Genomic DNA, 22,701 nt, shown 5'->3' on the forward strand with positions numbered 1-22,701 from the left:
TATAGCGAAATTTTATTTTATATAAAACTAAGGTTTCTCAAGCTATAAATCAAGGATTTTTAACTCCAGAATGCAAAAAAGTTATTTTTTACTAAAAATAGAGTAAAAACTCTTGTTCATCTGGTTATTTTATGATTAATTGATTTCGCAATACGGAATTAAGTATTTTAAACGCAATCTGATTATTCATTTAAATGAATAATCGCCATAAGGCTGAACTTAAAGTTAATTTACGAAATCAAATTTTCCAGCAATGAGATGATTTTGATTTAGCGTAAAGCATGAAAAATCGAATGTAGCCTGATAATAAATGCAGCGGCTGTTGTGTGCAGAGCGAGTCTGTTAAATCAGGAAAACTATGTTTCCGTGAGGAAGAAAAATGGATTTAGCGGTAGCAGAGGAAATGCTACTTTGAATATATAGAGGATATAAGAATGACAAGCGATACCATCGTAACAGGAGACAATAAAACCGATGTCTCCTCCACGGATACCATTAAACAGGCACCAAAACGTCTTTGGATGACGGCTTTTATCTTTGCTTTTCTGATTTTGCTCTGTGACGGTGCAGATATCGGGATTCTGGCTTTTAGTCTGACCAGTCTGAAAGCTGAATGGGGCCTGACTTCTGTACAGGCGGGTGCCTTGGGAAGTTATTCTCTTTTAGGTATGGGGATCGGAGGCTTTATTGGTGGATGGGCATGCGACAAATTTGGACGTGTCCGCGTCATTGTACTGGCCACCATCGCCTTCTCGATCTTGTCAGCCTACTCAGGTTTTGCTCAGTCTTATACTGAATTTGCAATTTTACGTACTCTTTCTTGCTTGGGTTTAGGCTGTTTATATATTGCCTGTAATACTCTGATGTCAGAATACGTACCGACCAAATACCGTACTACTGTACTGGCAACATTGATGACTGGTTTCACTTTAGGTTCATTGGTGATTACCATGATTTCAGGCTGGATTATTCCTGAGTTCGGCTGGCGTATGCTGTACTGGATCACAATTGCTCCATTAGCTTTGGGTATCCTGATGCACTTTATGGTGCCAGAGCCAGAATCATGGAAACGTGTCCGTGAAATGAAAAGAACTGGTCAGATTGTGGATAACGATACCAAAAAAGGTAATCCATACATCACCATTCTTAAAGATAAAACTCATGGCAAGATGTTCATCTTGTGGTCTTTCAGCTCCGGTTTCCTGTTATTTGGTTACTTCGGTGTAAGTAACTGGTTGCCAAGTTATCTTGAAGCTGAATTAGGCATTAAGTTTAAAGAAATGGCACTGTATATGGTGGGTACATTCATCACCATGATTTTTGCCAAAATCATTGCAGGTTATGTTGCTGATAAAATTGGTCGCCGTATTGTGTTTGCTTTCGGCACCATGGGAACAGCGCTATTTATCCCTGTCGTGGTGTATATGCATAATGCCGATAACATTGGCGTACTGATGCTAATCTTCGGCTTCCTGTACGGTATTCCATATGCCATCAATGCAACCTATCTAACCGAAAGTTTCCCGACTGGTGTTCGTGGTACAGCGGTGGGCGGTGCATTCAATATTGGTCGTATCGGTGCAATCTTTGCGCCAATTACGATTGGTTATCTGGCGATGCATGGTTCGATCGGTACAGGTCTGTTGGTAATGGGTGCAGCATATTTCCTATGCGGTTTGATTCCTGCCCTGTTTATTAAAGACCGTTTATACGATCCGCAAAAAGCAGAATAAACCCTACTTCGGAAGGCAGGTCAAATCGCTGCCTTCCTCACTTCAAATATTTACAACACGTCAGTATAGAAAGGTCTCCTTTCATTCAGGATTAAAAATTTCTTTAGGGATTAAGAAATGAAAAAATTAGTTTTAGCGACATTATGTGGTATTGCTTCAGCACAGGCATTTTCAGCAGAAGCTTCTGAAGACCGTATGCAATTTCTTGAGTCACAGTTAAAGCAAATCCAGGCAGAACTAGAACAACAAAAAGCCGCGCAACTTGCATTAAAGAACCAGCAGGAACAAGCCAAAGCGCAAGACTCTAAAACGCTGAGTTCAATGGTAGATAATGTCGATGTTTATGGCTTGATCCGCTTTGATGGTGCAGTCGATTTCAAAAGTACTACTGAAGCCCGTGGCCGTACCATTAACCAGATTAATAAAGTACCTTTTACTGAACCGGATTCTGTACGTTCCGATTTTACTGCGGCTGCCAGCCGGATTGGTTTCCTGGCCAAAGATCTAGGAGGCAATCCGAATGTTTCTGCTCGTTTAGAAGCCGACTTCTGGACCAACAATGGTAAAGGCGATGGTGGATTACGTATCCGTCATGCACACTTAAAATACTATAACTGGACGTTTGGTCAGGCCTGGTCATTGATGTCAACACCAGAGATTAGCACTGAAGCTGTCGACTACAGCTTGTTCCTGGGTGGATCAGTCTTACGTACACCTCAGGTGAGCTATGCTTTCAAACTTGATCCGGAAAATACCTGGAATGTCGGTCTGGAATATATGGCCGGTGGCGATCGTTCTTCTGCCTTACCTGCTTTAACCACTAAATATGTTCATCAATCAGGCCCTCTTCATTTATTAGCTCAAGGCTTTGTCAATCAAAAGCAGGCACAGATTGCGACAGGCGATATCGAGAAAGTTGGCTGGGGTGTGGGCGTTGGTGGACGTTACCGTTTAGATGATCAAAACTCGATTCAAGGTAACTATTTCCATATGGTCGGTGATCAGCGTATTGCAGCTTTCTTGACTCAAGGTTCAACAACCGATGGTGCTGCCTGGGGTGGCGATTATTCAGTCGATCCAATCAATAATGAACTTTTGCTCAATGAGTTCAATAGTATAAATATTGGCTTCACGCATAAATTTACGCCAAAACTACGGAGTAGTATTAATGCCAGCGTTGTTGATTTTGATGATTCCAGCGACTATGCACGCGCGAATCCTGAAACCAATAAGCGCTTAACCGACTATGTGGCCAACGTGATCTATTCTCCTGTTCCAAAGATTAATCTGGGTGCAGAATATCATCATAGCAAACGTGAAACCTTTGACAATAAGGAAGCAGATATTTCACGTATCAACTTCTCTGCTAACTATAGTTTTTAAAGCCTCAGGAGACAAGGATGTCAGCCCAAGGGCAAATTTCACGCCGTTTCATGTTCATGATGGCAATGACCTGCGCACTCTGCGCAGGTTGTAACTATTTTAACCAGCCTTTGATTTATTCTATTGCAGAGGATCTGCAAATCAGTGTGGCTCAGTCTGGCTGGACTGTAGTACTGACCCAGATTGGCTATGCCACCGGATTATTTTTGTTTGTCCCTCTGGGTGATTTGTTTGAAAAACGGCTGTATATCTGTAGTTTGATGTTGTGTACCGGACTGGCGCTTATTGGGCTTTCAGCCAGTACCAATCTGCATATGTTGTATGGCTTTACCCTGCTCGCCTCTTTTTGTTCGATTACCACCCAGATTCTGATTCCTTTTGCCGCCAGCCTGTCGCAACGTGATAAAAGTGCCGAAGTCGTTGGCCTGCTCATGAGTGGTGTTCTGGTTGGTATTCTGTTTGCCCGTACCGTGGCCGGACTGATTTCTACTTTATGGTCCTGGCATGCGGTATACCTATTTAGTGGTTGTGCAATTCTTCTGCTAAGTCTGGCCATGTGGTTCCAGTTGCCGAGTGCCAAGAGCCAGTTACAGATGAATATATTGCAAATTTATCGCTCACTATTTACCTTTGCCCGAACAGAACCCATGCTGATCAGGCGTAGTATGATCGGCGGCTTGGGCTTTGGCATGCTGAGTATTATCTTTACTACCATGACTTTTATTCTGGCTGAAGCACCTTATCATTTTAATGATTTCCAGATTGGTCTCATGGGTATTGTGGGGGTGGTCGGCATCTGGTCCTCTCAGTGGACCGGTAAAATGATTGGTAGGCATCGGGAAAAATGGATTGCGCACCTAGCCACATGCGGACTGATTCTGGCCTGGATTCCTTTATTCTTTGCCCAGAATTATTTATGGATTTATATCTTGGGCTTAATTCTGGCTTATTTTGGAATTTCCTGTTTGCATGTCTTGAACCAGAATCTGGTCTATCGAATTTCAATGCAGGCTCGCTCGCGGATTAATGCCATCTATATGACCTGTTATTTTTCAGGTGCCGGTCTGGGTGCATTTTTATCGCTGCATTTATGGAAAAGCTATGGCTGGTCTGCCTGCGTCATTTTAGGTTTTATTTTTGCCGTGTTGATCTTTTTGATTAACTATTATGATTTAAACCAAGAAAGAAATTTAGCCAATATTCAGCCTGAGCCTTAGATACTGTTAAAAACCTTTGGGGTTAAAAGCTTATTTTTTTATCCCGCTTTCTGTACCGAGCATAAATTATAGAGATGATACGCTGATAAAATAGAAAAATTCTTTAAGCCTGTTTATCATTGTCTTTCTATCTGAAGAGCGGTTGAAAATATTGATATCTTAACTTTTAGAGTTAATTCAATTTACTATTTTCCATTGCGAGATAAACAGGCTTCAATTCAGTTAAAGGTGCAGGTTTTGCATAAAAGAAGCCTTGTAGCAGATCACAACCCTGTTGATAGAGTAAACTGGCTTGACTTACGGTTTCGACCCCTTCCGCGACAACTTCCAGATCCAGCTGATGGGCTAGATGAATAATCGATTGCACAATTGCAGCATCCTGACCATCGAGGGTCAGCTCTTCAATAAAACTACGGTCTAACTTGATTTGATTAATCGGCAAGCGACGCAGATAACTGAGACTCGAATAACCTGTGCCAAAGTCATCAATGGCGACCTGTACACCTAAAGCACGCACTGCTTTCAAAATTTCTATGGTTCGATCTGCACCATTAATGATGACACCTTCCGTGATTTCAATTTTAAGTAATTCCGGCGGTAATTGACTGAGTTCAAGTGCATGTTCAAGCACCTGCAAAAAGCCTGCTCTACGGAATTGCAAAGGAGAAATATTCACCGATACCGTGATCTGGCTATTGTGTGTCTTGTTCCACTCGGCAATATCTAAACAGGCCTTTTCCAATACCCATTGACCTACACTAATAATTTGCCCAGTTCTTTCTGCAAGTGGAATAAAAATCGCTGGGGAAATATAACCCTGCTGCGGATGGCACCAGCGGATTAAAGCTTCTACACCTGTTACCAGTCCAGTTTCAGGATGAACCAGCGGCTGATAGAACAGGTCAAAATTTTCTTGATTGATCGCTTCCATGAGTTCCAGACGCAGATTGGTATAGTCTATTTCTGCGACAGGCTGCATTCTGGTTTTTTCATACCACTGCCACATATTACGACCTTGTCTTTTGGCTTCCTGCATCGCCAAAACAGACTGATAAATCAATTCAGAAGAATGATGAATCGAACTGTCATCTGCCACAATACCAATGCTGGCACTTAAATGTATTTTGTACTGATCGACGATAAACAGCATGGAAAGAAGATCAAGAATTTCTCCAGCAATCACCTCGACTTCAGTGTGCTCATCTGTCCCTGAGAGCAGCAAAATGAATTCATCTTCAGCGAAGCGGCATAGCACATTATTGCCTTGAACAAATTTTTGCAGCCGCTCGCCCACACTTTTGAGAATCTGGTCACCCACCAGATGACCCAAGCTATCGTTGATATTTTTAAAGTCGTCCAGATCTATATACAGCAAGACTAATGGTTGTGAGCTCTCGTGCTGTGCTTCAAAAATATTTTCCAGAATTTTTTTGAATGCATGCTGGTTCGGTAAACCGGTTAAATGATCATGAGTATGCTGATGCTGAATATATTCTTCGTGAATACGTTGCTGGGTAATATCTTCCTGAATTCCTAAAAAATGGGTGCAGATTCCTGTCTGGTCAAAAATAGGACCTATAGTTAAACGATTCCAGAACCAGCTGCCATCTTTACAGTAACTTTTTATAGTCACCTGAATTTCTTTTTGTTCTTTGACCGCTTGCTTGAGTAATGCAATCTGATCCGGATCAGTATCTGGACCCTGTAAGAAAAAACAGCTTTGTCCTAATACTTCTGCTGCTGTATAACCGGTGAGCTTTAGAAAAGCTGGATTCACATACACCATTAACCTTTCTTCAGAGACATCTGTAATAAAAAGGCTATTCGGACTGGCCTCTACTCCACGTTTTAATAATCGTAGAGACTCCTTGTTTTTACGCGATACAGTAATATCTCGGGCAATGCCAATAATACCGGTAACGTTCTGATTTTGAATAATCGGTAAATTGGTCAGATCCAGCCATAAGATATCGCCTGCAACATTATAAATTGGAAGTTCATAATGTTGAGATTTACCTTGCGCCGCTTCTGAAAATGAAACATTCGCAAGTTCATGGAATTCGGGCGGTATGAAGGCACAATAGTGCTGACCATGAATTTGTGCTTTAGAAAAACCTGTAATTTCTTCGCAAGCAATATTGGTATTAAGCACATGTCCCTGCAGGTCAAGTTCAAAAATGATATCTGGATGATAGGTATAAAATGAGCTGTATTTTTCATTAAGCTCATGTCTTTTTTGACGTTCCTGATCAAGCTCAATTGCGAGAGCAACTAATTTTGCCGCTTGCTGTAAAAGCTGAATATGATGTTCAGTCGGTATTTTCGGTGTTCGATAATAAGTGGCAAACGTTCCGTACAAAATATCTGAAGCATTAATAATCGGCATAGACCAGCAGCTAGACAATTTTTCTGCGTTTACCAAAGCACGGTAAGGCTGCCAGTTTGGGTCTTTCATTAGATTTGGACTAATGACCAACTGACGTAAGAAAGCAGCTACGCCACACGATCCTTGATTTGGCCCAATTTTCAAATCTTGAATAGCATTACAGTACTCTTTTGAAAAGTGCTGTTTGCCACTTATAACATTTAAAGTTTGGGTGTCATCCTGATAGAGCATAATGGTGACAAGCGCATCTGGAATGCGCGATTCAAGCCACTGGCTAATGACATCGAGGATAGGCTTAAGTTCAGTATGGCGACCAATCAGATTAAAAATATGAAAAATTTCTTGATCATCACAATTATTATTCATTCAGACTATCACCTTCCTTAGCTTGTTAACATTTTAGACTTATTATTAAAATAATCATTAGCAAAAGTTTGTATTTATATCTTTAAAATGCGGAAATATGGTCAATATTACGTGTATTTGATAATAATTCTAAAATTTAAAAATCACAGCCGAAGCTGTGATCTAAAACTATACTTTTACTCAATCAGAATATTGCGGACTTATTTTTAGGCTGCTTGTTGACGACTGTCCACTAATTTACAGCCAGTCTGCCGTTGCAATTCTTCAAAACTTAAGCCATCCACTATTTCAATAACCTGAGCCTGGTTGTCTTTTAATTCAATCACACAGAGATCGGTATAAATACGGTTGACACAATGTTTACCTGTTAGAGGATAACTCAGTTCTTCAACAATTTTTGCTTCACCGTTTTTGGTCACATGTTCCATGCAAACATAGACACATCGAGCACCCACTGCCAGATCCATTGCACCGCCTACAGCAGGTACAGCATCAGCATTACCGGTATGCCAGTTCGCCAGATCACCATTAATAGCGACCTGAAAAGCCCCCATGATACAGATATCCAGATGCCCGCCTCGCATGATATCGAAAGAGTCGGCAGAATTCATAAAACTGCCACCTTGCAACATGCTTACGAGTTCTTTGCCGGCGTTAATCAGATCATCATCTGCCTGTTCAGGATCACTCAATGCAGCAAAACCTAAAACGCCATTTTCCGAGTGTAGAATTACTCCTTGTTCAGGTTTTAAATAACCTGCTACGCGTGTCGGTAAACCAATACCCAAATTTACAAAAGAGCCGGTTGGAATGTCTTGTGCAACTTTAGCTACAATCTGTTCACGACTACGTTTTTGAATATTCATTATTTAATATCTCCAACCTTGACCACATGCTGTACAAAAATTCCTGGCGTTACAATGATCTCTGGATCAAGTTCTCCCAGTTCCACAACTTGATGGACTTGTGCAATGGTGGTTTTTGCTGCTTTGGCCATGATCGGACCAAAATTCCGTGCTGCCTTACGGTAGGTCAAGTTGCCCCACTGATCTGCCTGATTGGCATAAACCAAGGCATAATCAGCATGTATCGGATATTCCAGCACATAATCTTTTCCATTGATATTACGGGTTTCTTTACCCTCAGCTATTTTGGTACCAAAACCGGTTGGAGTAAAAACAGCTCCTAAGCCTGCACCGGCTGCCTGAATACGGCAGGCCAGATTGCCTTGTGGCACCAGTTCCAGCTCAACTTTTCCGGCTTTATACAGATCTTCAAAGACGGTTGAGTTATTGGCTCGTGGAAATGAACAGATCATTTTTTTAACCAGTCCAGACAACAGCAGATTGGTTAGACCACGATCTCCAGAAGCTGCATTGTTGTTAATAATGGTTAAGTCTCTAGGACCAAAGTCAATTAATGCTTCGATTAATTCTACCGGCTGACCTGCCAGGCCAAAACCACTGGTCATAATGTGTGCACCATCAGGAATTTGCTTAAGTACCGTCTCGATATCCTGCGTGATTTTATTCATCATATTGCTTCCTAGCATGTTCTATCTATATTACGAGTGCAGATTAATCTGCCTTTTGTGGATCAAATAAGCGGTCTTTAATAAAGAAAGCGGGTATCAGGCCGCAAAGAAAATAGGCAATGCCCATAATCAGTAAGCCGGTACCAATTGAGCCTCCTTGAGCAAAATAGCCAATGGTAAGAGGTGCAAACACCGCACCCAGTCGGCCTACGTTATATGCCCCACCCACTGCTGTTCCACGCACTTTGGTGGAGAAGCTTTCTGTCATGTAAGTCGCATTAATACCGTATGGAATACCATAGAGAAAACCGAAAAATAACATCAGCCAGAGGATATTATCCGGCGTATTACCAAAGACAATCACAGGGATAAAAATTGCAGTACCCATAGTGCCGAAAGCAAATACCGCACGACGGCCAATCCGGTCAGCGATAAAACCAGCAATAACTTTGGTACACATCATGATCAGGAAAGTCCCGATCATATACATGGTCATTTCTTTAAACTTGATTCCCAGATCAGTCTCTAAATACGCCGGTAGCCAGTTGCTGACTCCATAATAGCCAAACTGTAAAAATGCGGTACTGAAGGACCAGAGGATAAACATGCGACGGCTAAGTGCATCTTCAAAAATCATTTTAAAAGTATTTTTTGGTTTTTCCTGCAGAATACCACTGGCTTTTGCATCCAGGCGTGCTTTACGCGCATCTAACCAGGCTTTCGGCTCAGGCACCAAGAAGTACATCGCGAAGGCCAGTACAATTGGAATAATGGCAATATAATAGAGGTATCGCCAGCCAAATTCAGGCAATAGCCATCCAGCCAGAACAGTTGCGACCACCGAGCCTAAAGTCCAGCCAGTCATGAGTGTTGCCAATACTGTAGAGCGATATTTGGTGGGTACATACTCTGCCATGAGGGTATTACAGGCAATATATAGAGCACCTAGTCCAATTGCAGACGTAAAGCGCAGCCATTTGAACTGATCATAACTTTCTACGAATCCCAACCAGAAGGTTAATGAAGAAAATAATGCAATGGCAATGACGATCACACGAACCCGGCCAAAACGGTCACAAGCCCAGCCACCAAAAAAACCGCCGATAGCCATGCCTGCAAGTGTCCAGCTTCCTAAGGCACCGGCCTGCATATTACTTAATGAAAACTCTTGTTTCAGACTGGTCAGACTGTAGGCTAATAATGCAATGTCAGCACCATCAACCAGTAATGCCAAAAATGAGAAGATAAAGGCCAGAATCCAGACTCTTTGCTTGGATTCGTTTCCACCTTCCACTGGGTGTTGTTGTGAACTGATCGTATCCATAATGCTCTTTCTACTTTTCGGCACTCCTGTGCCTTTTTAAAACGTATATTTCACTTAATTATTTAGGTGAAATATAAAATATTTACTGATCATTACCACGCTTGAACCAGGTGGTATGAAGATGATTTTAAAAATTCTTGATAAATTTTCTCTGCAGAAATCACGTAGCAATACATTGAATGATGTGATTAAGCACAATTCTTAAACCCGTAAAACAATCTAGCCAGCAATGCTGGCTAGAAGTTGATGTCAGGTTTAGTTGCAAAAGGCTGCGATTCCGGTTTGTGCACGACCTAAAATCAGGGCATGTACATCATGGGTACCTTCATAGGTATTTACCACTTCCAGATTAACCAGATGACGGGCTACACCGAATTCATCGCTAATGCCATTTCCACCCATCATGTCACGGGCCAAACGGGCAATATCCAGCGCCTTGCCGCAGTTATTACGCTTAATTAAAGACGTACCTTCAACTGACGCAATGCCCTCATCTTTCATGCGGCCAAAACGTAAAGCCACCTGCAAACCGAGTGCAATTTCAGTTTGCATATCTGCCAGTTTCTTCTGGATCAGCTGATTCGCAGCGAGTGGTCGACCAAACTGTTTACGGTCCATGGTGTATTGATGTGCGGTATGCCAGCAGAACTCTGCAGCTCCCATGGCACCCCAGGCAATCCCGTAACGTGCACTATTCAAGCAGGTAAAAGGCCCTTTTAAACCGCGAACTTCCGGAAATGCATTTTCTTCTGGAACAAAGACGTTATCCATTACAATTTCACCGGTGATTGAGGCACGTAGACCCACCTTGCCGTGAATCGTTGGAGCAGAAAGCCCTTCCCAGCCTTTTTCTAAAATAAAGCCACGAATGTCACCGATATTACCTTCGGCAGAAACTTCTTTGGCCCAAACTACAAATACATCGGCAATCGGACTATTGGTAATCCACATTTTTGCGCCAGTTAAACGGTAACCACCCTCGACTTTTTTAGCACGGCTAATCATGCTGCCCGGATCCGAACCATGATCCGGCTCGGTCAAGCCGAAGCAACCAATATATTCACCGGTTGCTAATTTTGGTAAATACTTCTGCTTTTGCTCTTCAGAACCAAATTCATTAATTGGCACCATCACCAAAGAGCTTTGTACGCTGGCCATTGAGCGATAACCTGAATCGACACGTTCAACTTCACGGGCAATCAGACCATAACTGACATAATTTAAACCTGCACCACCGTACTGTTCCGGAATGGTTGGGCCTAGCAGACCAAGTTCACCCATCTCACGGAAAATAGCCGGATCGGTTTTTTCATGGCGGAACTGTTCCAGTACCCGCGGCATCAGTTTGTCTTGACAGTACGCTGCCGCTGCATCGCGGATCATGCGCTCTTCTGACGTCAGTTGCTGTTCGATTAAAAACGGGTCTTGCCAATCAAATCTAATTTTTGTCGTCATTTTAATATTTCCTTATTTTAAAATTATGAGATTAGGCGGTTGCTTGTTTAATCATTTCACGCGCAATAATAATTTGCTGGATTTGTGTGGTTCCTTCATATAAACGGAACAGACGCACATCACGGTAGAAACGTTCAATTGAATATTCACTGATATAACCCGCTCCACCATGAATCTGCAAACAGCGATCAGCAACTCGACCACACATTTCAGTTGCAAACATTTTGGCACAAGAGGCTTCAGTCGTAACATTTTGGCCAGCATCACGTAGACGCGCAGCATCCAGCACCATACATTTGGCTGCATAAATCTCGGCTTTGGAGTCTGCCAACATACCTTGGATTAGCTGGAAATTCGCAATGGGCTGGCCAAACTGTTTGCGTTCCACTGCATAGTTAAGTGCATCTTCCAGCATACGCTCTGCCATGCCGACGCTATAACCGGCAATGTGCAGACGGCCCTTATCTAGAACGCGCATTGCTGTTTTGAAGCCAATCCCTTCTACACCGCCAATCAGCTGATCTTTATGCACTTTACAGTTATCAAAAATTACATCACAGGTATAGGAACCATGTTGGCCCATTTTCTTGTCAATTTTACCTAGGCTTAAACCAAGTGTGCCTGCTTCGACTAGAAATGCTGAAATACCGCTCGCACCTTTAATCTCTTGATTGGTACGTGCCATCACGGTAAATGTCGTGGCACGTGGTGCATTGGTGATAAAGCGTTTAGTTCCGTTTAAAATATAATAATCGCCGTCTTTGACTGCACTGGTTTTTAAAGCAGCAGCGTCTGAGCCGGAATCCGGTTCGGTCAAACAGAATGAACCAATAATTTCGCCCGTTGCATAACGCGGTAAATATTTCTGTTTTTGTTCTTCTGTACCGTCGATAATGATGCCACTTGAGCCAATGCCGTTGTTAGTACCAATTAAAGAGCGGAATGCAGCTGATGTATGACCTAACTCCATCGCGACCAGAATTTCTTCTTCCATGGTAATGCCTAAACCGCCATATTCTTCAGGAATCGTCAGGCCAAACAAGCCCAGCTCTTTCATCTGTTCCACAATATGTTCAGGAATGGCGTTGTTCTCTTCTACTTCATGCTCAAGAGGCACCAGTTCATTTTTTACAAAATCGCGAATCGTTGACAGAAGTTGGTCTAGCATTTCCGGATCACGAATCATATGAATCTCCATGGATATAATTTAGGTAAATTCCTTTACCCTTATTTTTGTTTCGTATTACGAAATAAATAATCATATAAAATCATTTTGAGCAAGTAGAATTATTAAAAATTTTATGTTTTAACTAAAAAATGAAATTTTTCTGGTATTCCAGTTGATTTATGTTTAAGATTTAATTTCACGATACGAAATATTTTGATGAATAATTGTTTTATTTATCAGTTTTTTTGAATAGATAATTAAACCTTTTTTCTTGCTGTAATACTTATCGGTCACTGACTCTTTCGGAGAAATCGAAACTTCTTAAATGTGTTGGCTACGTATTAAACCTAAAAACTAGATGATTTTATGTTGTCTTTAAACTTGAGTAACAAAATTCTTTCCGACCACAAATAATTTCGACACTTTTCCTATATTTTATCTTTTGTAGAAGTGTTTTATTTTGTATCGTGAAATTATGTTGCTATCATATTCATTAATTTAACTTTAATTGCCCTGACCATGACAAAAAATAAAACTGGTGAAATTCCCAACTTTGATGAAATCCGTTTAGATCCGATTTCACATATTCATAGAGAAAATAATCCTCAATTTATTGCATCTATTGCGCGTGGATTAGAAATTTTGCGTTGCTTTTCAGCGACCAATCAATTGCTTGGCAATCAGGAAATTGCACAATTAACCAACTTACCCAAGCCAACTGTGGCCCGTATTACCAGCACCCTGGTTTCTTTAGGTTATTTAAAACAACTACCGAATACCACGAAATATCTGTTGGATGTTGGCGTATTGGCTTTGGGTTATGCAGCTTTGAGTAATATTTCTGCACGGACTCAGGCTTATCCGTTTATGGAAGAAATGTCCCGTTATTCCCAAGCCCCTGTGGCAATGGCTACCCGTGACCGTTTGAGCATGATTTATCTGGAAGTGGTACATACAGAATCGACGCTAACCATGCGCCGCCCTGTCGGTTCGACTTTACCGATTCATAGCAGTGCCATGGGACGGGCCTGTCTGGCAGCGATGGATGTGAAGGAACGCGAATATTTATTTGATGCCATCAAGAAAAGAAACGAAGATCAGTGGCCAACCATCAAGCGTAATCTGGAACGTGCAATCCGTGATTATCAGGATTATGGCTACTGTCTGTCTTTAGGTGACTGGGCTAAGGATGTGAATTCCGTGGCAGTTCCGTTGGTTCACCCCAAACATGGGATATTAACGTTTAACTGTGGTGCCCCAAGTTATCTGTTAAATCAGGAAAAACTGGAAAATGAAATTGGACCGCGTCTGATTCACATGGTGAATAATATTGCAATGAATCTCAATAACATATAAAAAATTAATTATCAGAGCGACATTAAGTCGCTCTTTTATTGAATACCCAATCTACACATCTTCTTCCTTTATCCAGAATTCTCAGCAAACCTTTTTAATGCTGCGAAATAGATAAGATTTAAAAAAGATAAATTCCTATTCCAAATAAAAAGATCAAAAATAAGCTTCATAACCGATTTAGATAATGCTATAAATATCGTATAGCGAAATTGGATTTTATATTATGGAAGATATAACAAGAGAATCGATGGAGTTTGACGTCGTCATCGTAGGCGCAGGCCCTGCGGGTCTTTCTGCTGCGATCAAAATCCGTCAACTTGCAATTGAAAACAACTTAAACGATTTGTCCGTTTGTGTCGTAGAAAAAGGCTCCGAAGTCGGTGCGCATATTCTGTCTGGTGCGGTACTTGAACCGCGTGCCATGAACGAGCTGTTCCCGGACTGGAAAGAACAGGGTGCCCCGCTGAATGTCCCGGTGACTGAAGATAAAACCTTCTTCCTGCTGTCAGATGAAAAATCACAGGAAGCACCGCACTGGATGGTGCCTAAAACCATGCATAACGATGGCAACTATGTCATTTCACTGGGCAATGTGGTGCGCTGGTTAGGCCAGAAAGCGGAAGAACTGGAAGTGTCGATCTTTCCGGGCTTTGCCGCGTCTGAAATTCTGTATCATGCCGATGGTACAGTCAAAGGCATCCAAACCGGTGATATGGGTATTGGTAAAGATGGCGAACCAACGCATAACTTTACCCCGGGTTATGAACTGCATGCCAAATACACAATTTTCGCTGAAGGCTGTCGTGGTCACTTAGGTAAACGTCTGATCCAGAAGTTCAACCTGGACAAGGATGCGGATCCACAGCATTACGGCATCGGCATTAAAGAGCTTTGGGAAATCGATCCTGCCAAGCATAAACCGGGTCTGGTGATGCATGGTGCCGGCTGGCCATTGAATGAAACTGGTTCTTCAGGTGGCTGGTGGTTATACCATGCTGAGAATAACCAGGTGACTCTGGGCATGATCGTAGATCTGTCTTACACCAACCCGCATATGTATCCCTTCATGGAAATGCAGCGCTGGAAAACCCATCCATTGATCAAGCAGTATCTGGAAGGTGGTAAGCGTATTTCTTATGGTGCGCGTGCTGTGACCAAAGGTGGTTTTAACTCATTACCAAAATTCACCTTCCCGGGCGGCTCATTGATTGGTGATGATGCCGGCTTCCTGAACTTTGCCAAGATCAAAGGTTCTCATACAGCCATGAAATCCGGCATGCTCTGCGGTGAAGCGGTATTTGAAGCGATTGCTGCTGGTGTAGAAAAAGGCGGTGATCTGGCGGTGGCGCGTGTTGTAGAGGGTGAAGATTTCTTCGTGAAAGAACTCACGGCGTATATCGACAAGTTCAACAACAGCTGGCTAAAAGAAGAGCTGTATAACTCGCGTAACTTTGGCCCGGCAATGCACAAGTTCGGTCAATGGATCGGTGGTGCCTTTAACTTCATCGACCAGAACGTATTTAAAGTGCCTTTTACCTTGCATGATCTGGTTCAAGACCATGCTGCGCTAAAAACCCAGGCAGCTGAAAGCTTCAAGCCAAACTATCCAAAACCGGATGGCAAGCTAACCTTTGACCGTCTGTCTTCAGTGTTTGTATCGAATACCGTGCATGAAGAGAACCAGCCAGCACATTTGAAACTCACCGATGCTTCAATTCCGGTGGAAGTCAACCTGCCGACATGGGATGAGCCTGCACAGCGTTACTGCCCGGCAGGGGTGTATGAAATCATGGAAAATAATGACGGTTCGAAACGTTTCCAGATCAATGCAGCCAACTGTGTACACTGCAAGACCTGTGACATCAAGGATCCGTCCCAGAACATCACCTGGGTGACACCGGAAGGTGGTGGTGGTCCGAATTACCCGAATATGTAAGGTAATTCCTGTGAATGAGAAAAATACATCTATTTCTCACATTCATATACCCACTCTTGAAGCAGTTAGTATTAACACTTCACTTTAATTTTTTAGGTAATCCCAGCTCCCTCGGGAGCTGGAATTAATAAGTTAGAATAGAAATAATAGAAAAGATTTTATAGCGTACTGGATATAAAAATGGCTTAACCAAAATGAGCTAAGCCATCTTTAAAATTTAAAACCAATGACGAAAAATTTTAGTCATTCATTAAGATTTTTGATTTGCTACAAACTTGGCGCGTGCTGCATGCAATTTCTTATAGCTGTCAATCAGGCGTAAATGACGGTCCAGTCCTTCAAGCTGCATATTGGTTTCGGTCAAACCATAGAAACGAACTGTGCCTTCGATTGAACCTAGAACGGCATCCATACGGGCATCACCAAACATACGGCGGAAGTTGTGCTCATAATCATCCAGTTCCATTTCATCATCCAGAATGACTTCCAGAACGACATTCATGCACTGGTAGAACAGGCCACGTTCAACGGTATTGGTATTGAACTGCAGGAACTGCTCAACCAGATCTTTGGCTTCTTCAAATTGCTGCAAAGCCACATAAATCAGCAGTTTCAGTTCCAGAATAGTGAGTTGGCCCCATTCAGTATTTTCATCGAACTCGATACCGATCAAGGTTTTGATTTCGGTATAGTCATCCTCATCTGCTTCTTCCAGACGCTCAACCAATGCTTGCAGTTGTTCATCATCCAGTCGATGCAGATTCAGGATATCTTCACGATATAACAAAGCCTTGTTGGTATTGTCCCAAACCAGATCTTCTACCAGATAGATTTCCGAATAGCCCGGTACCAGAATACGGCAAGCTGTTGCACCTAGATGGTGATACACCGCCATATAAACTTCATGGCCCATGTCTTCCAGAATCGTGAATAATTCCTGAGCTTCGTCCGCATTCGAATTTTGACCGTTATTAGTGAAATCCCACTCGACAAAATCATAATCTGATTTCGCGCTGAAGAAACGCCAAGACACTACACCGCTCGAGTCGATGAAATGCTCGACGAAGTTATTTGGTTCAGTCACGGCATTACTGCTAAAGGTTGGTTTTGGCAGATCATTCAGACCTTCAAAACTACGGCCTTGCAATAACTCAGTCAGACTGCGTTCCAAAGCCACTTCAAAGTTTGGATGGGCACCAAATGAGGCAAATACACCGCCGGTACGTGGGTTCATCAAGGTGACACACATGACCGGGAACTGACCGCCTAAAGATGCATCTTTGACCAGAACCGGGAAGCCCTGTTCTTCTAGGCCTTTAATGCCTTCAACAATTTTTGGATATTTTGCCAGAACATGTTCAGGCACATCCGGTAGTGCCAGTTCACCTTCCAGAATTTCGCGTTTTACCCCACGTTCGAAAATTTCAGAAAGACATTGTACTTGCGCTTCAGCCAAGGTATTGCCGGCACTCATCCCGTTACTTAAGTAAAGGTTTTCGATCAGATTCGACGGGAAATAAACGGTTTCACCATCAGACTGACGTACAAATGGCAATGAACAGATGCCACGTGCTTTATTACCAGAGTTGGTGTCGTAAAGATGGATACCCAATAATTCATCTTCAGGATCATAAATTTCACGGGTATGTTCATCTAAAACTTCTGCAGGTAGTTCGCCATTTGGACCTGGCTGGAACCATTTTTCATCTGGATAATGCACAAATTCGGCATTGGCAATATCCTCACCCCAGAACTGGTCGTTATAGAAAAAGTTGCAATTCAGACGCTCAATAAATTCGCCCAAGGCAGATGCCAGCGCACTTTCTTTGGTCGAACCCTTACCATTGGTAAAGCACATTGGTGACTGCGCATCACGGATATGTAGCGACCACACATTCGGCACGATATTACGCCAAGACGCGATTTCAATCTTCATGCCAAGGCCTGCCAGAATGGCAGACATATTGGCAATCGTTTCTTCCAGCGGAAGGTCCTTACCCGGAATGAAAGTCGTATGGTCAGAAGCCAGACTTGGCATTAACAAGGCCTGAGCATCTGCATCGATACTTTCTACTTCTTCAATGACAAATTCAGGACCGGTTTGAATTACTTTTTTGACGGTACAACGGTCGATCGAACGTAAAATTCCCTGGCGGTCTTTTTCAGAAATATCAGCCGGTAGTTCCACCTGAATTTTAAAAATCTGTTTATATCGGTTTTCAGGATCAACGATATTGTTTTGAGATAGGCGGATATTGTCGGTCGGAATATCACGTGCCGCGCAATAGACTTTGACAAAATAAGCCGCACATAAAGCTGAAGATGCCAGAAAATAATCGAATGGGCCGGGTGCCGAACCATCGCCTTTATAGCGGATCGGCTGATCGGCGATTACCGTGAAGTCATCGAACTTGGCTTCCTGACGAAGATTATCGAGATAATTGACCTTAATTTCCATGTGGATACCTAAATATTCTTATGTGCCGTCACGGACAGATAAGATGCTGAATCTGAATATACAAGCCGGTTCACGGAGGAGAACTTGAATGAAAAATAGAAAATGGTCAGGTTATACCATTTGACGAAGTGTCTGGATAACGCTGCCGAGAATGGGCGCTATTATAGAATTATTTTATGAAATTGATAATATTTGTCTGAAATTCTGGCAGATTAAACCAGATCCTCAGTCTTTCCTGAGCTGCCGGAGCATGAATCAACTTCAAGTCATGGCTTATACTATTAATCAAAGTTGCAGATAAGGCAGATTTTCACCCGCCTAGTCTGAATGATTTCATAATTTTAAAAATCATAACTCAGTGCAAATACTGCAAGATTACGCTGCTTGTCATCATAGCGGTCATAACCGCCAAAGATATATTCACCTGACATACTCAACTGCGGTAAAAGCGCATAACTGAGTCCGGCAGAAGCATAACGAAAGGCAAACTGCTTTTCGGTATCGCCCAGTTCACCGCCCTCATATTTGCCTTCATCGTTAAAATAGCTTCCTGCTGCTGTAATGCTGGCATTCAGGCGATCATTCAACTGATGATTCAGGTTAAGCGTATAAAAAGTATCGCCCTGATTGGCATAAGCCACATCATACAGATAGGTCGATACACTGGCGCCAATACTGGTCTGATCATTCAATGCACGACTTATATTTAAACCCAGCTCATTTCCGGTAGTATGCTTGCCGCCCGGATAATAATAGGTTGCGTTCCATAGATCCCAATCATAATTTTCGCTGCTATGGGTATAACCCAGCAGAAAGTTATGCTCGAATTTGTCTGAACGATGTCCCTGACGCCCCTGCACTTCTGCATAAGAGTATCCAAGCGTAGATCCCCAATATCCGACATAAAAATTACCATAAGCCAGATTCAATGCAGCCTGTACAGCAACGTCGTCATTTTCAGGCGCATTGGTCAAACCGCGGGAGACGTATTTGGAGACCACACTCAAGTTTCCGCTTGCTTCTATTTTTTTTACTTCCGCATCATCGGCATAACAGTAAAAACTTGAAACAGCAGCGCAGCCAAACAGCACTGTTTGATTGAATATTTTCATAAAATATAAAATGTATTAAGCAAAGCGGAGATAAAATCGAAAGCAGTCGAGGTTTTATCTCCGCTTTGGGACAAAATTGAAATTCGCTTTACTCCTGCTTTGCTAGACAACAGGAATAAAACCATGATTTAAGCGCGAGGCGCCTTGTAAAAAGGTGCAGATGAAGGCGCAAGAGCAGGCTTGCCACGAATATGGTCTGCCAGTTTTTCAGCGATCATAATCGTAGTTGCATTGAGGTTGCCGGTAATGATCAAAGGCATGATCGAGGCATCAATCACGCGCAGACCCTGCATTTCATGTACGCGTCCATAACCATCGACAACCGCCATGTCATCCTCACCCATTTTACAGCTACACGATGGATGATACGCGGTTTCTGCATGATTACGAACAAATTCATCAATTTCAGCATCTGTTTGTAGATGTTTTCCCGGACTGATTTCTTCACCACGATAGGGATCTAATGCCGGCTGATGCATGATTTCCCGGGTAATGCGGATGGCATCGCGGAATTCACGCCAGTCCTGCTCGGTACTCATATAGTTGAACAGAATACTTGGATGCTCAAACGGGTCTTTGGATTTCAGACGAACACGGCCACGTGACGGCGAACGCATAGAGCCCACATGAGCCTGAAAACCATGTTCATGAATGGCATTGGTGCCATTATAATTAATGGCCACAGGCAGGAAATGATACTGGATATTGGGCCAGTCAAATTCGTCTGAGGAGCGGATAAAACCACCGGCTTCAAACTGGTTACTGGCCCCAATACCTTTACCTAAAAACAGCCACTCCGCACCAATCATGGGCTGGTTATACCACTTGAGTGCCGGATATAAGCTAACCGGTCTTTTGCACTTATATTGCAGGTACATTTCCAGATGGTCCTGCAGATTTTCACCAACGCCTGGCAAATCCTGAACCACAGGAATATCCAGACTTTTTAACAGTTCGGCTGGACCTACACCGGAGCGTTGCAGGATTTGCGGTGAGGCAATCGCACCACCACATAATAAAACTTCACGATCCACAAAGACCTGAATCGGCTGTAAGGTATTTTGTCCTTCAAAATATTCCACACCAATTGCCTGATTACGATTAAACAAAATCCGGTTGGTCATAGCGTGGGTAATAATCGTGAGATTATCCCGGTCTTTGGCCATATCCAGATAACCACGTGCTGTACTGGAACGACGGCCTTGCGGCGTTACGGTACGGTCCATCGGTCCAAAACCTTCCTGCTGATAGCCATTCAGGTCATCAGTACGTGGATAGCCGGCCTGTACACCTGCCTCGACCATGGCATGGAACAGTTCATTATTGCCATTTTTAGGTGTTGCCACCGAAACCGGTCCAGAGTCACCATGATAATCATTGCCGCCAATATCGCGCGTTTCAGCTTTTTTATAATACGGCAGACATTCAGCATAGCTCCAGTGTTCTAGCCCCTTCAGGCTGGCCCACTGTTCCAGATCCATAGCATTACCACGAATGTAACACATGCCGTTAATTAATGAAGAACCGCCCAGACCCTTGCCGCGCCCGCACTCCATACGACGGTTATTCATATGTGGTTCAGGATCGGTCAGATAGGCCCAATTATAGCGTCGTCCCTGTAATGGATAAGCCAATGCAGCCGGCATTTGTGTTCTGAAGTCTAGACGGTAATCCGGCCCACCCGCTTCCAGCAACAGGACTTTTACATCCGGATCTTCAGTTAAACGCGCTGCCAGAACATTACCCGCAGAGCCCGCACCGATAATAATATAGTCGTAATTCATCAAATCCCCCTTATGCGCTAAATACAGATTGGAAAGGACTGAGTTCGACCTGAACCGATTTGGTCTGGGTGTAATGCTGCAAGGTCACAAGCCCATTTTCACGTCCAACACCGGAATGTTTATAACCACCGACAGGCATTTCTGCAGGCGATTCACCCCAGGTATTGATCCAGCAGATACCCGCTTCTACCTGATGAATAATTCGGTGTGCACGGGCTAAGTCTGGTGTGACGACACCTGCAGCCAGACCATAATCGGTATCATTGGCACGACGAATGGCTTCTTGCTCGGTGTCATAACTCAGGATGCTCATGACTGGACCGAAGATTTCTTCACGTACAATGGTCATGTCATCACGGCAGTCGGTAAATACGGTTGGCAGGACATAAGCTCCTTGGACAAACTGTTCATCCTTAGCACGGCCGCCGCCACATAATAGGCGTGCCCCTTCTATCTTGCCTTTTTCGATATAGCCCAGCACTTTTTCCATATGCTCAAAGCTGGAAACCGGACCGAAATTGGTTTCAGGATCAAGTGGATCACCCATACGGATATGTTCAACACGCTGCAAAATCTTTTCTTCAAATTCTGCTTTCAATGCCAAAGGCACAAATACGCGAGTACCGTTGGTACACACCTGACCAGAACTATAGAAATTGGCCATCATGGCAATATCGGCCGCCAAATCCAGATCGGCATCTTCACAGATAATCAGCGGAGACTTACCGCCCAGCTCCATCGTGACTTCTTTCAGGCTAGAATTTGCAGCTTGCGCCATGACCTTTTTGCCGGTAGAAACGCCACCGGTAAACGACACTTTGGCAATATCAGGATGCGAAGTCAGATAACCACCAATTTCACCACTGCCGGTAACCACATTAAAGACACCATGCGGCACACCTGCTTCAGTATAAATTTCTGCCAGTTTTAATGCAGTTAAAGGCGTCACTTCACTGGCTTTAAAGATCATGGCATTGCCTGCTGCCAGTGCAGGTGCAGATTTCCATAAGGCAATTTGAACCGGATAATTCCATGCACCAATCCCGGCAACCACACCCAAAGGTTCACGGCGAGTATAAACAAACGAACTGCTTCTGAGCGGGATTTGCTGGCCTTCTAATGCTGGCAAAATACCTGCATAGTATTCGAGTACATCTGCACCTGTCGCAATATCGACGGTGGATGTTTCACTGAAAGCTTTACCACTGTCGAGACTTTCTAAACGCGCCAGCTCGTCATTACGTTCACGGAGGATGGCAACAGCCTTGTTCAAAATACGGGAACGTTGAATCGCCGTCATTTCTGCCCAGACTTTTTGTCCTTGTTGTGCCGATTCAACAGCGCGATCGATATCTTTTCGCGTACATACCTGCACGTCTGCCAGAATTTCGCCTGTTGCAGGATTAATCGTTTGAAACGTGCTATTGGACGTTGCATCGACATATTGTCCATGAATATAAGGACGTTGCAGTTTGAATGTTGTCAATGG

General features: G+C 43.2%; 15 protein-coding genes. 5 read left to right on the plus strand and 10 right to left on the minus strand.

The window, feature by feature from the left end; genetic code table 11:
* Positions 1-434: 434 nt before the first annotated feature.
* From NI470_RS09290 to NI470_RS09300, 3 genes are all read left to right on the plus strand, one after another.
* A complete protein-coding gene (locus tag NI470_RS09290) occupies positions 435-1,733 on the plus strand; it encodes an MFS transporter (protein ID WP_004280309.1) in 1,299 nt (432 codons plus the stop codon).
* Positions 1,734-1,850: 117 nt separating this feature from the next.
* A complete protein-coding gene (locus tag NI470_RS09295; RefSeq protein WP_253148248.1) occupies positions 1,851-3,116 on the plus strand; it encodes a DcaP family trimeric outer membrane transporter in 1,266 nt (421 codons plus the stop codon).
* 17 nt (positions 3,117-3,133) lie between these two features.
* A complete protein-coding gene (locus NI470_RS09300; protein WP_005266389.1) occupies positions 3,134-4,333 on the plus strand; it encodes an MFS transporter in 1,200 nt (399 codons plus the stop codon).
* Between the two features lie 172 nt (positions 4,334-4,505).
* On the opposite strand, the gene NI470_RS09305 is transcribed toward NI470_RS09300, so the two are convergent.
* The 6 genes from NI470_RS09305 to NI470_RS09330 all read right to left on the minus strand — a co-directional run bounded on the left by NI470_RS09305 (position 4,506) and on the right by NI470_RS09330 (position 12,584).
* A complete protein-coding gene (locus tag NI470_RS09305; protein WP_005266388.1) occupies positions 4,506-7,085 on the minus strand; it encodes a bifunctional diguanylate cyclase/phosphodiesterase in 2,580 nt (859 codons plus the stop codon).
* Between the two features lie 206 nt (positions 7,086-7,291).
* Positions 7,292-7,951, minus strand: coding sequence for a 3-oxoacid CoA-transferase subunit B (locus NI470_RS09310; protein WP_253148249.1), 660 nt, complete (start codon positions 7,949-7,951; stop codon positions 7,292-7,294).
* Positions 7,951-8,622, minus strand: coding sequence for a 3-oxoacid CoA-transferase subunit A (locus tag NI470_RS09315; RefSeq protein WP_004730985.1), 672 nt, complete (start codon positions 8,620-8,622; stop codon positions 7,951-7,953). Before NI470_RS09315 ends, NI470_RS09310 begins: the two co-directional genes overlap by 1 nt.
* A gap of 40 nt (positions 8,623-8,662) precedes the next feature.
* Positions 8,663-9,943, minus strand: coding sequence for an MFS transporter (locus NI470_RS09320; RefSeq protein ID WP_253148250.1), 1,281 nt, complete (start codon positions 9,941-9,943; stop codon positions 8,663-8,665).
* A gap of 255 nt (positions 9,944-10,198) precedes the next feature.
* Entirely contained in the window at positions 10,199-11,398 is a 1,200-nt protein-coding gene (locus NI470_RS09325; protein WP_004646973.1) for an acyl-CoA dehydrogenase, read from the minus strand.
* A 31-nt stretch (positions 11,399-11,429) separates the two neighbouring features.
* Positions 11,430-12,584 (minus strand): acyl-CoA dehydrogenase family protein, encoded by a 1,155-nt coding sequence (locus tag NI470_RS09330; protein WP_004730987.1) that lies wholly within the window; start codon positions 12,582-12,584, stop codon positions 11,430-11,432.
* A gap of 501 nt (positions 12,585-13,085) precedes the next feature.
* Here NI470_RS09330 and NI470_RS09335 point away from each other — a divergent pair.
* Both NI470_RS09335 and NI470_RS09340 read left to right on the plus strand, forming a co-directional pair.
* Positions 13,086-13,922, plus strand: coding sequence for an IclR family transcriptional regulator (locus NI470_RS09335; protein WP_004280319.1), 837 nt, complete (start codon positions 13,086-13,088; stop codon positions 13,920-13,922).
* 223 nt (positions 13,923-14,145) lie between these two features.
* Positions 14,146-15,858, plus strand: a complete 1,713-nt coding sequence (locus NI470_RS09340; protein ID WP_253148251.1) for an electron transfer flavoprotein-ubiquinone oxidoreductase — start codon at positions 14,146-14,148, stop codon at positions 15,856-15,858.
* Between the two features lie 250 nt (positions 15,859-16,108).
* Here NI470_RS09340 and NI470_RS09345 read toward each other — a convergent pair whose 3' ends face one another.
* The 4 genes from NI470_RS09345 to betB form a co-directional block, all read right to left on the minus strand.
* Positions 16,109-18,316 (minus strand): OsmC domain/YcaO domain-containing protein, encoded by a 2,208-nt coding sequence (locus NI470_RS09345; protein ID WP_253148252.1) that lies wholly within the window; start codon positions 18,314-18,316, stop codon positions 16,109-16,111.
* A gap of 341 nt (positions 18,317-18,657) precedes the next feature.
* Positions 18,658-19,428, minus strand: coding sequence for a TorF family putative porin (locus NI470_RS09350; protein ID WP_253148253.1), 771 nt, complete (start codon positions 19,426-19,428; stop codon positions 18,658-18,660).
* A gap of 128 nt (positions 19,429-19,556) precedes the next feature.
* Positions 19,557-21,212, minus strand: coding sequence for a choline dehydrogenase (betA, locus tag NI470_RS09355; RefSeq protein ID WP_253148254.1), 1,656 nt, complete (start codon positions 21,210-21,212; stop codon positions 19,557-19,559).
* Positions 21,213-21,222: 10 nt separating this feature from the next.
* Complete coding sequence (gene betB, locus NI470_RS09360; protein WP_121980144.1) at positions 21,223-22,698, minus strand: betaine-aldehyde dehydrogenase; 1,476 nt, start codon at positions 22,696-22,698, stop codon at positions 21,223-21,225.
* Positions 22,699-22,701 lie beyond the last annotated feature (3 nt).

Origin of the sequence: Acinetobacter lwoffii, assembly GCF_024129115.1 — a bacterium.
GTDB classification, from domain to species: domain Bacteria; phylum Pseudomonadota; class Gammaproteobacteria; order Pseudomonadales; family Moraxellaceae; genus Acinetobacter; species Acinetobacter lwoffii_T.

Bases quoted from the DNA above. Each gene is read 5' to 3' on its own strand.
- NI470_RS09315 (WP_004730985.1), bottom strand. From the start codon at position 8,622: ATGATGAATAAAATCACGCAGGATATCGAGACGGTACTTAAGCAAATT.
- NI470_RS09335 (WP_004280319.1), top strand. From the start codon at position 13,086: ATGACAAAAAATAAAACTGGTGAAATTCCCAACTTTGATGAAATCCGT.
- NI470_RS09350 (WP_253148253.1), bottom strand. From the start codon at position 19,428: ATGAAAATATTCAATCAAACAGTGCTGTTTGGCTGCGCTGCTGTTTCA.
- NI470_RS09290 (WP_004280309.1), top strand. From the start codon at position 435: ATGACAAGCGATACCATCGTAACAGGAGACAATAAAACCGATGTCTCC.
- NI470_RS09320 (WP_253148250.1), bottom strand. From the start codon at position 9,943: ATGGATACGATCAGTTCACAACAACACCCAGTGGAAGGTGGAAACGAA.
- NI470_RS09295 (WP_253148248.1), top strand. From the start codon at position 1,851: ATGAAAAAATTAGTTTTAGCGACATTATGTGGTATTGCTTCAGCACAG.
- NI470_RS09305 (WP_005266388.1), bottom strand. From the start codon at position 7,085: ATGAATAATAATTGTGATGATCAAGAAATTTTTCATATTTTTAATCTG.
- betA (WP_253148254.1), bottom strand. From the start codon at position 21,212: ATGAATTACGACTATATTATTATCGGTGCGGGCTCTGCGGGTAATGTT.
- NI470_RS09310 (WP_253148249.1), bottom strand. From the start codon at position 7,951: ATGAATATTCAAAAACGTAGTCGTGAACAGATTGTAGCTAAAGTTGCA.
- NI470_RS09345 (WP_253148252.1), bottom strand. From the start codon at position 18,316: ATGGAAATTAAGGTCAATTATCTCGATAATCTTCGTCAGGAAGCCAAG.
- NI470_RS09340 (WP_253148251.1), top strand. From the start codon at position 14,146: ATGGAAGATATAACAAGAGAATCGATGGAGTTTGACGTCGTCATCGTA.
- NI470_RS09325 (WP_004646973.1), bottom strand. From the start codon at position 11,398: ATGACGACAAAAATTAGATTTGATTGGCAAGACCCGTTTTTAATCGAA.
- NI470_RS09300 (WP_005266389.1), top strand. From the start codon at position 3,134: ATGTCAGCCCAAGGGCAAATTTCACGCCGTTTCATGTTCATGATGGCA.
- NI470_RS09330 (WP_004730987.1), bottom strand. From the start codon at position 12,584: ATGATTCGTGATCCGGAAATGCTAGACCAACTTCTGTCAACGATTCGC.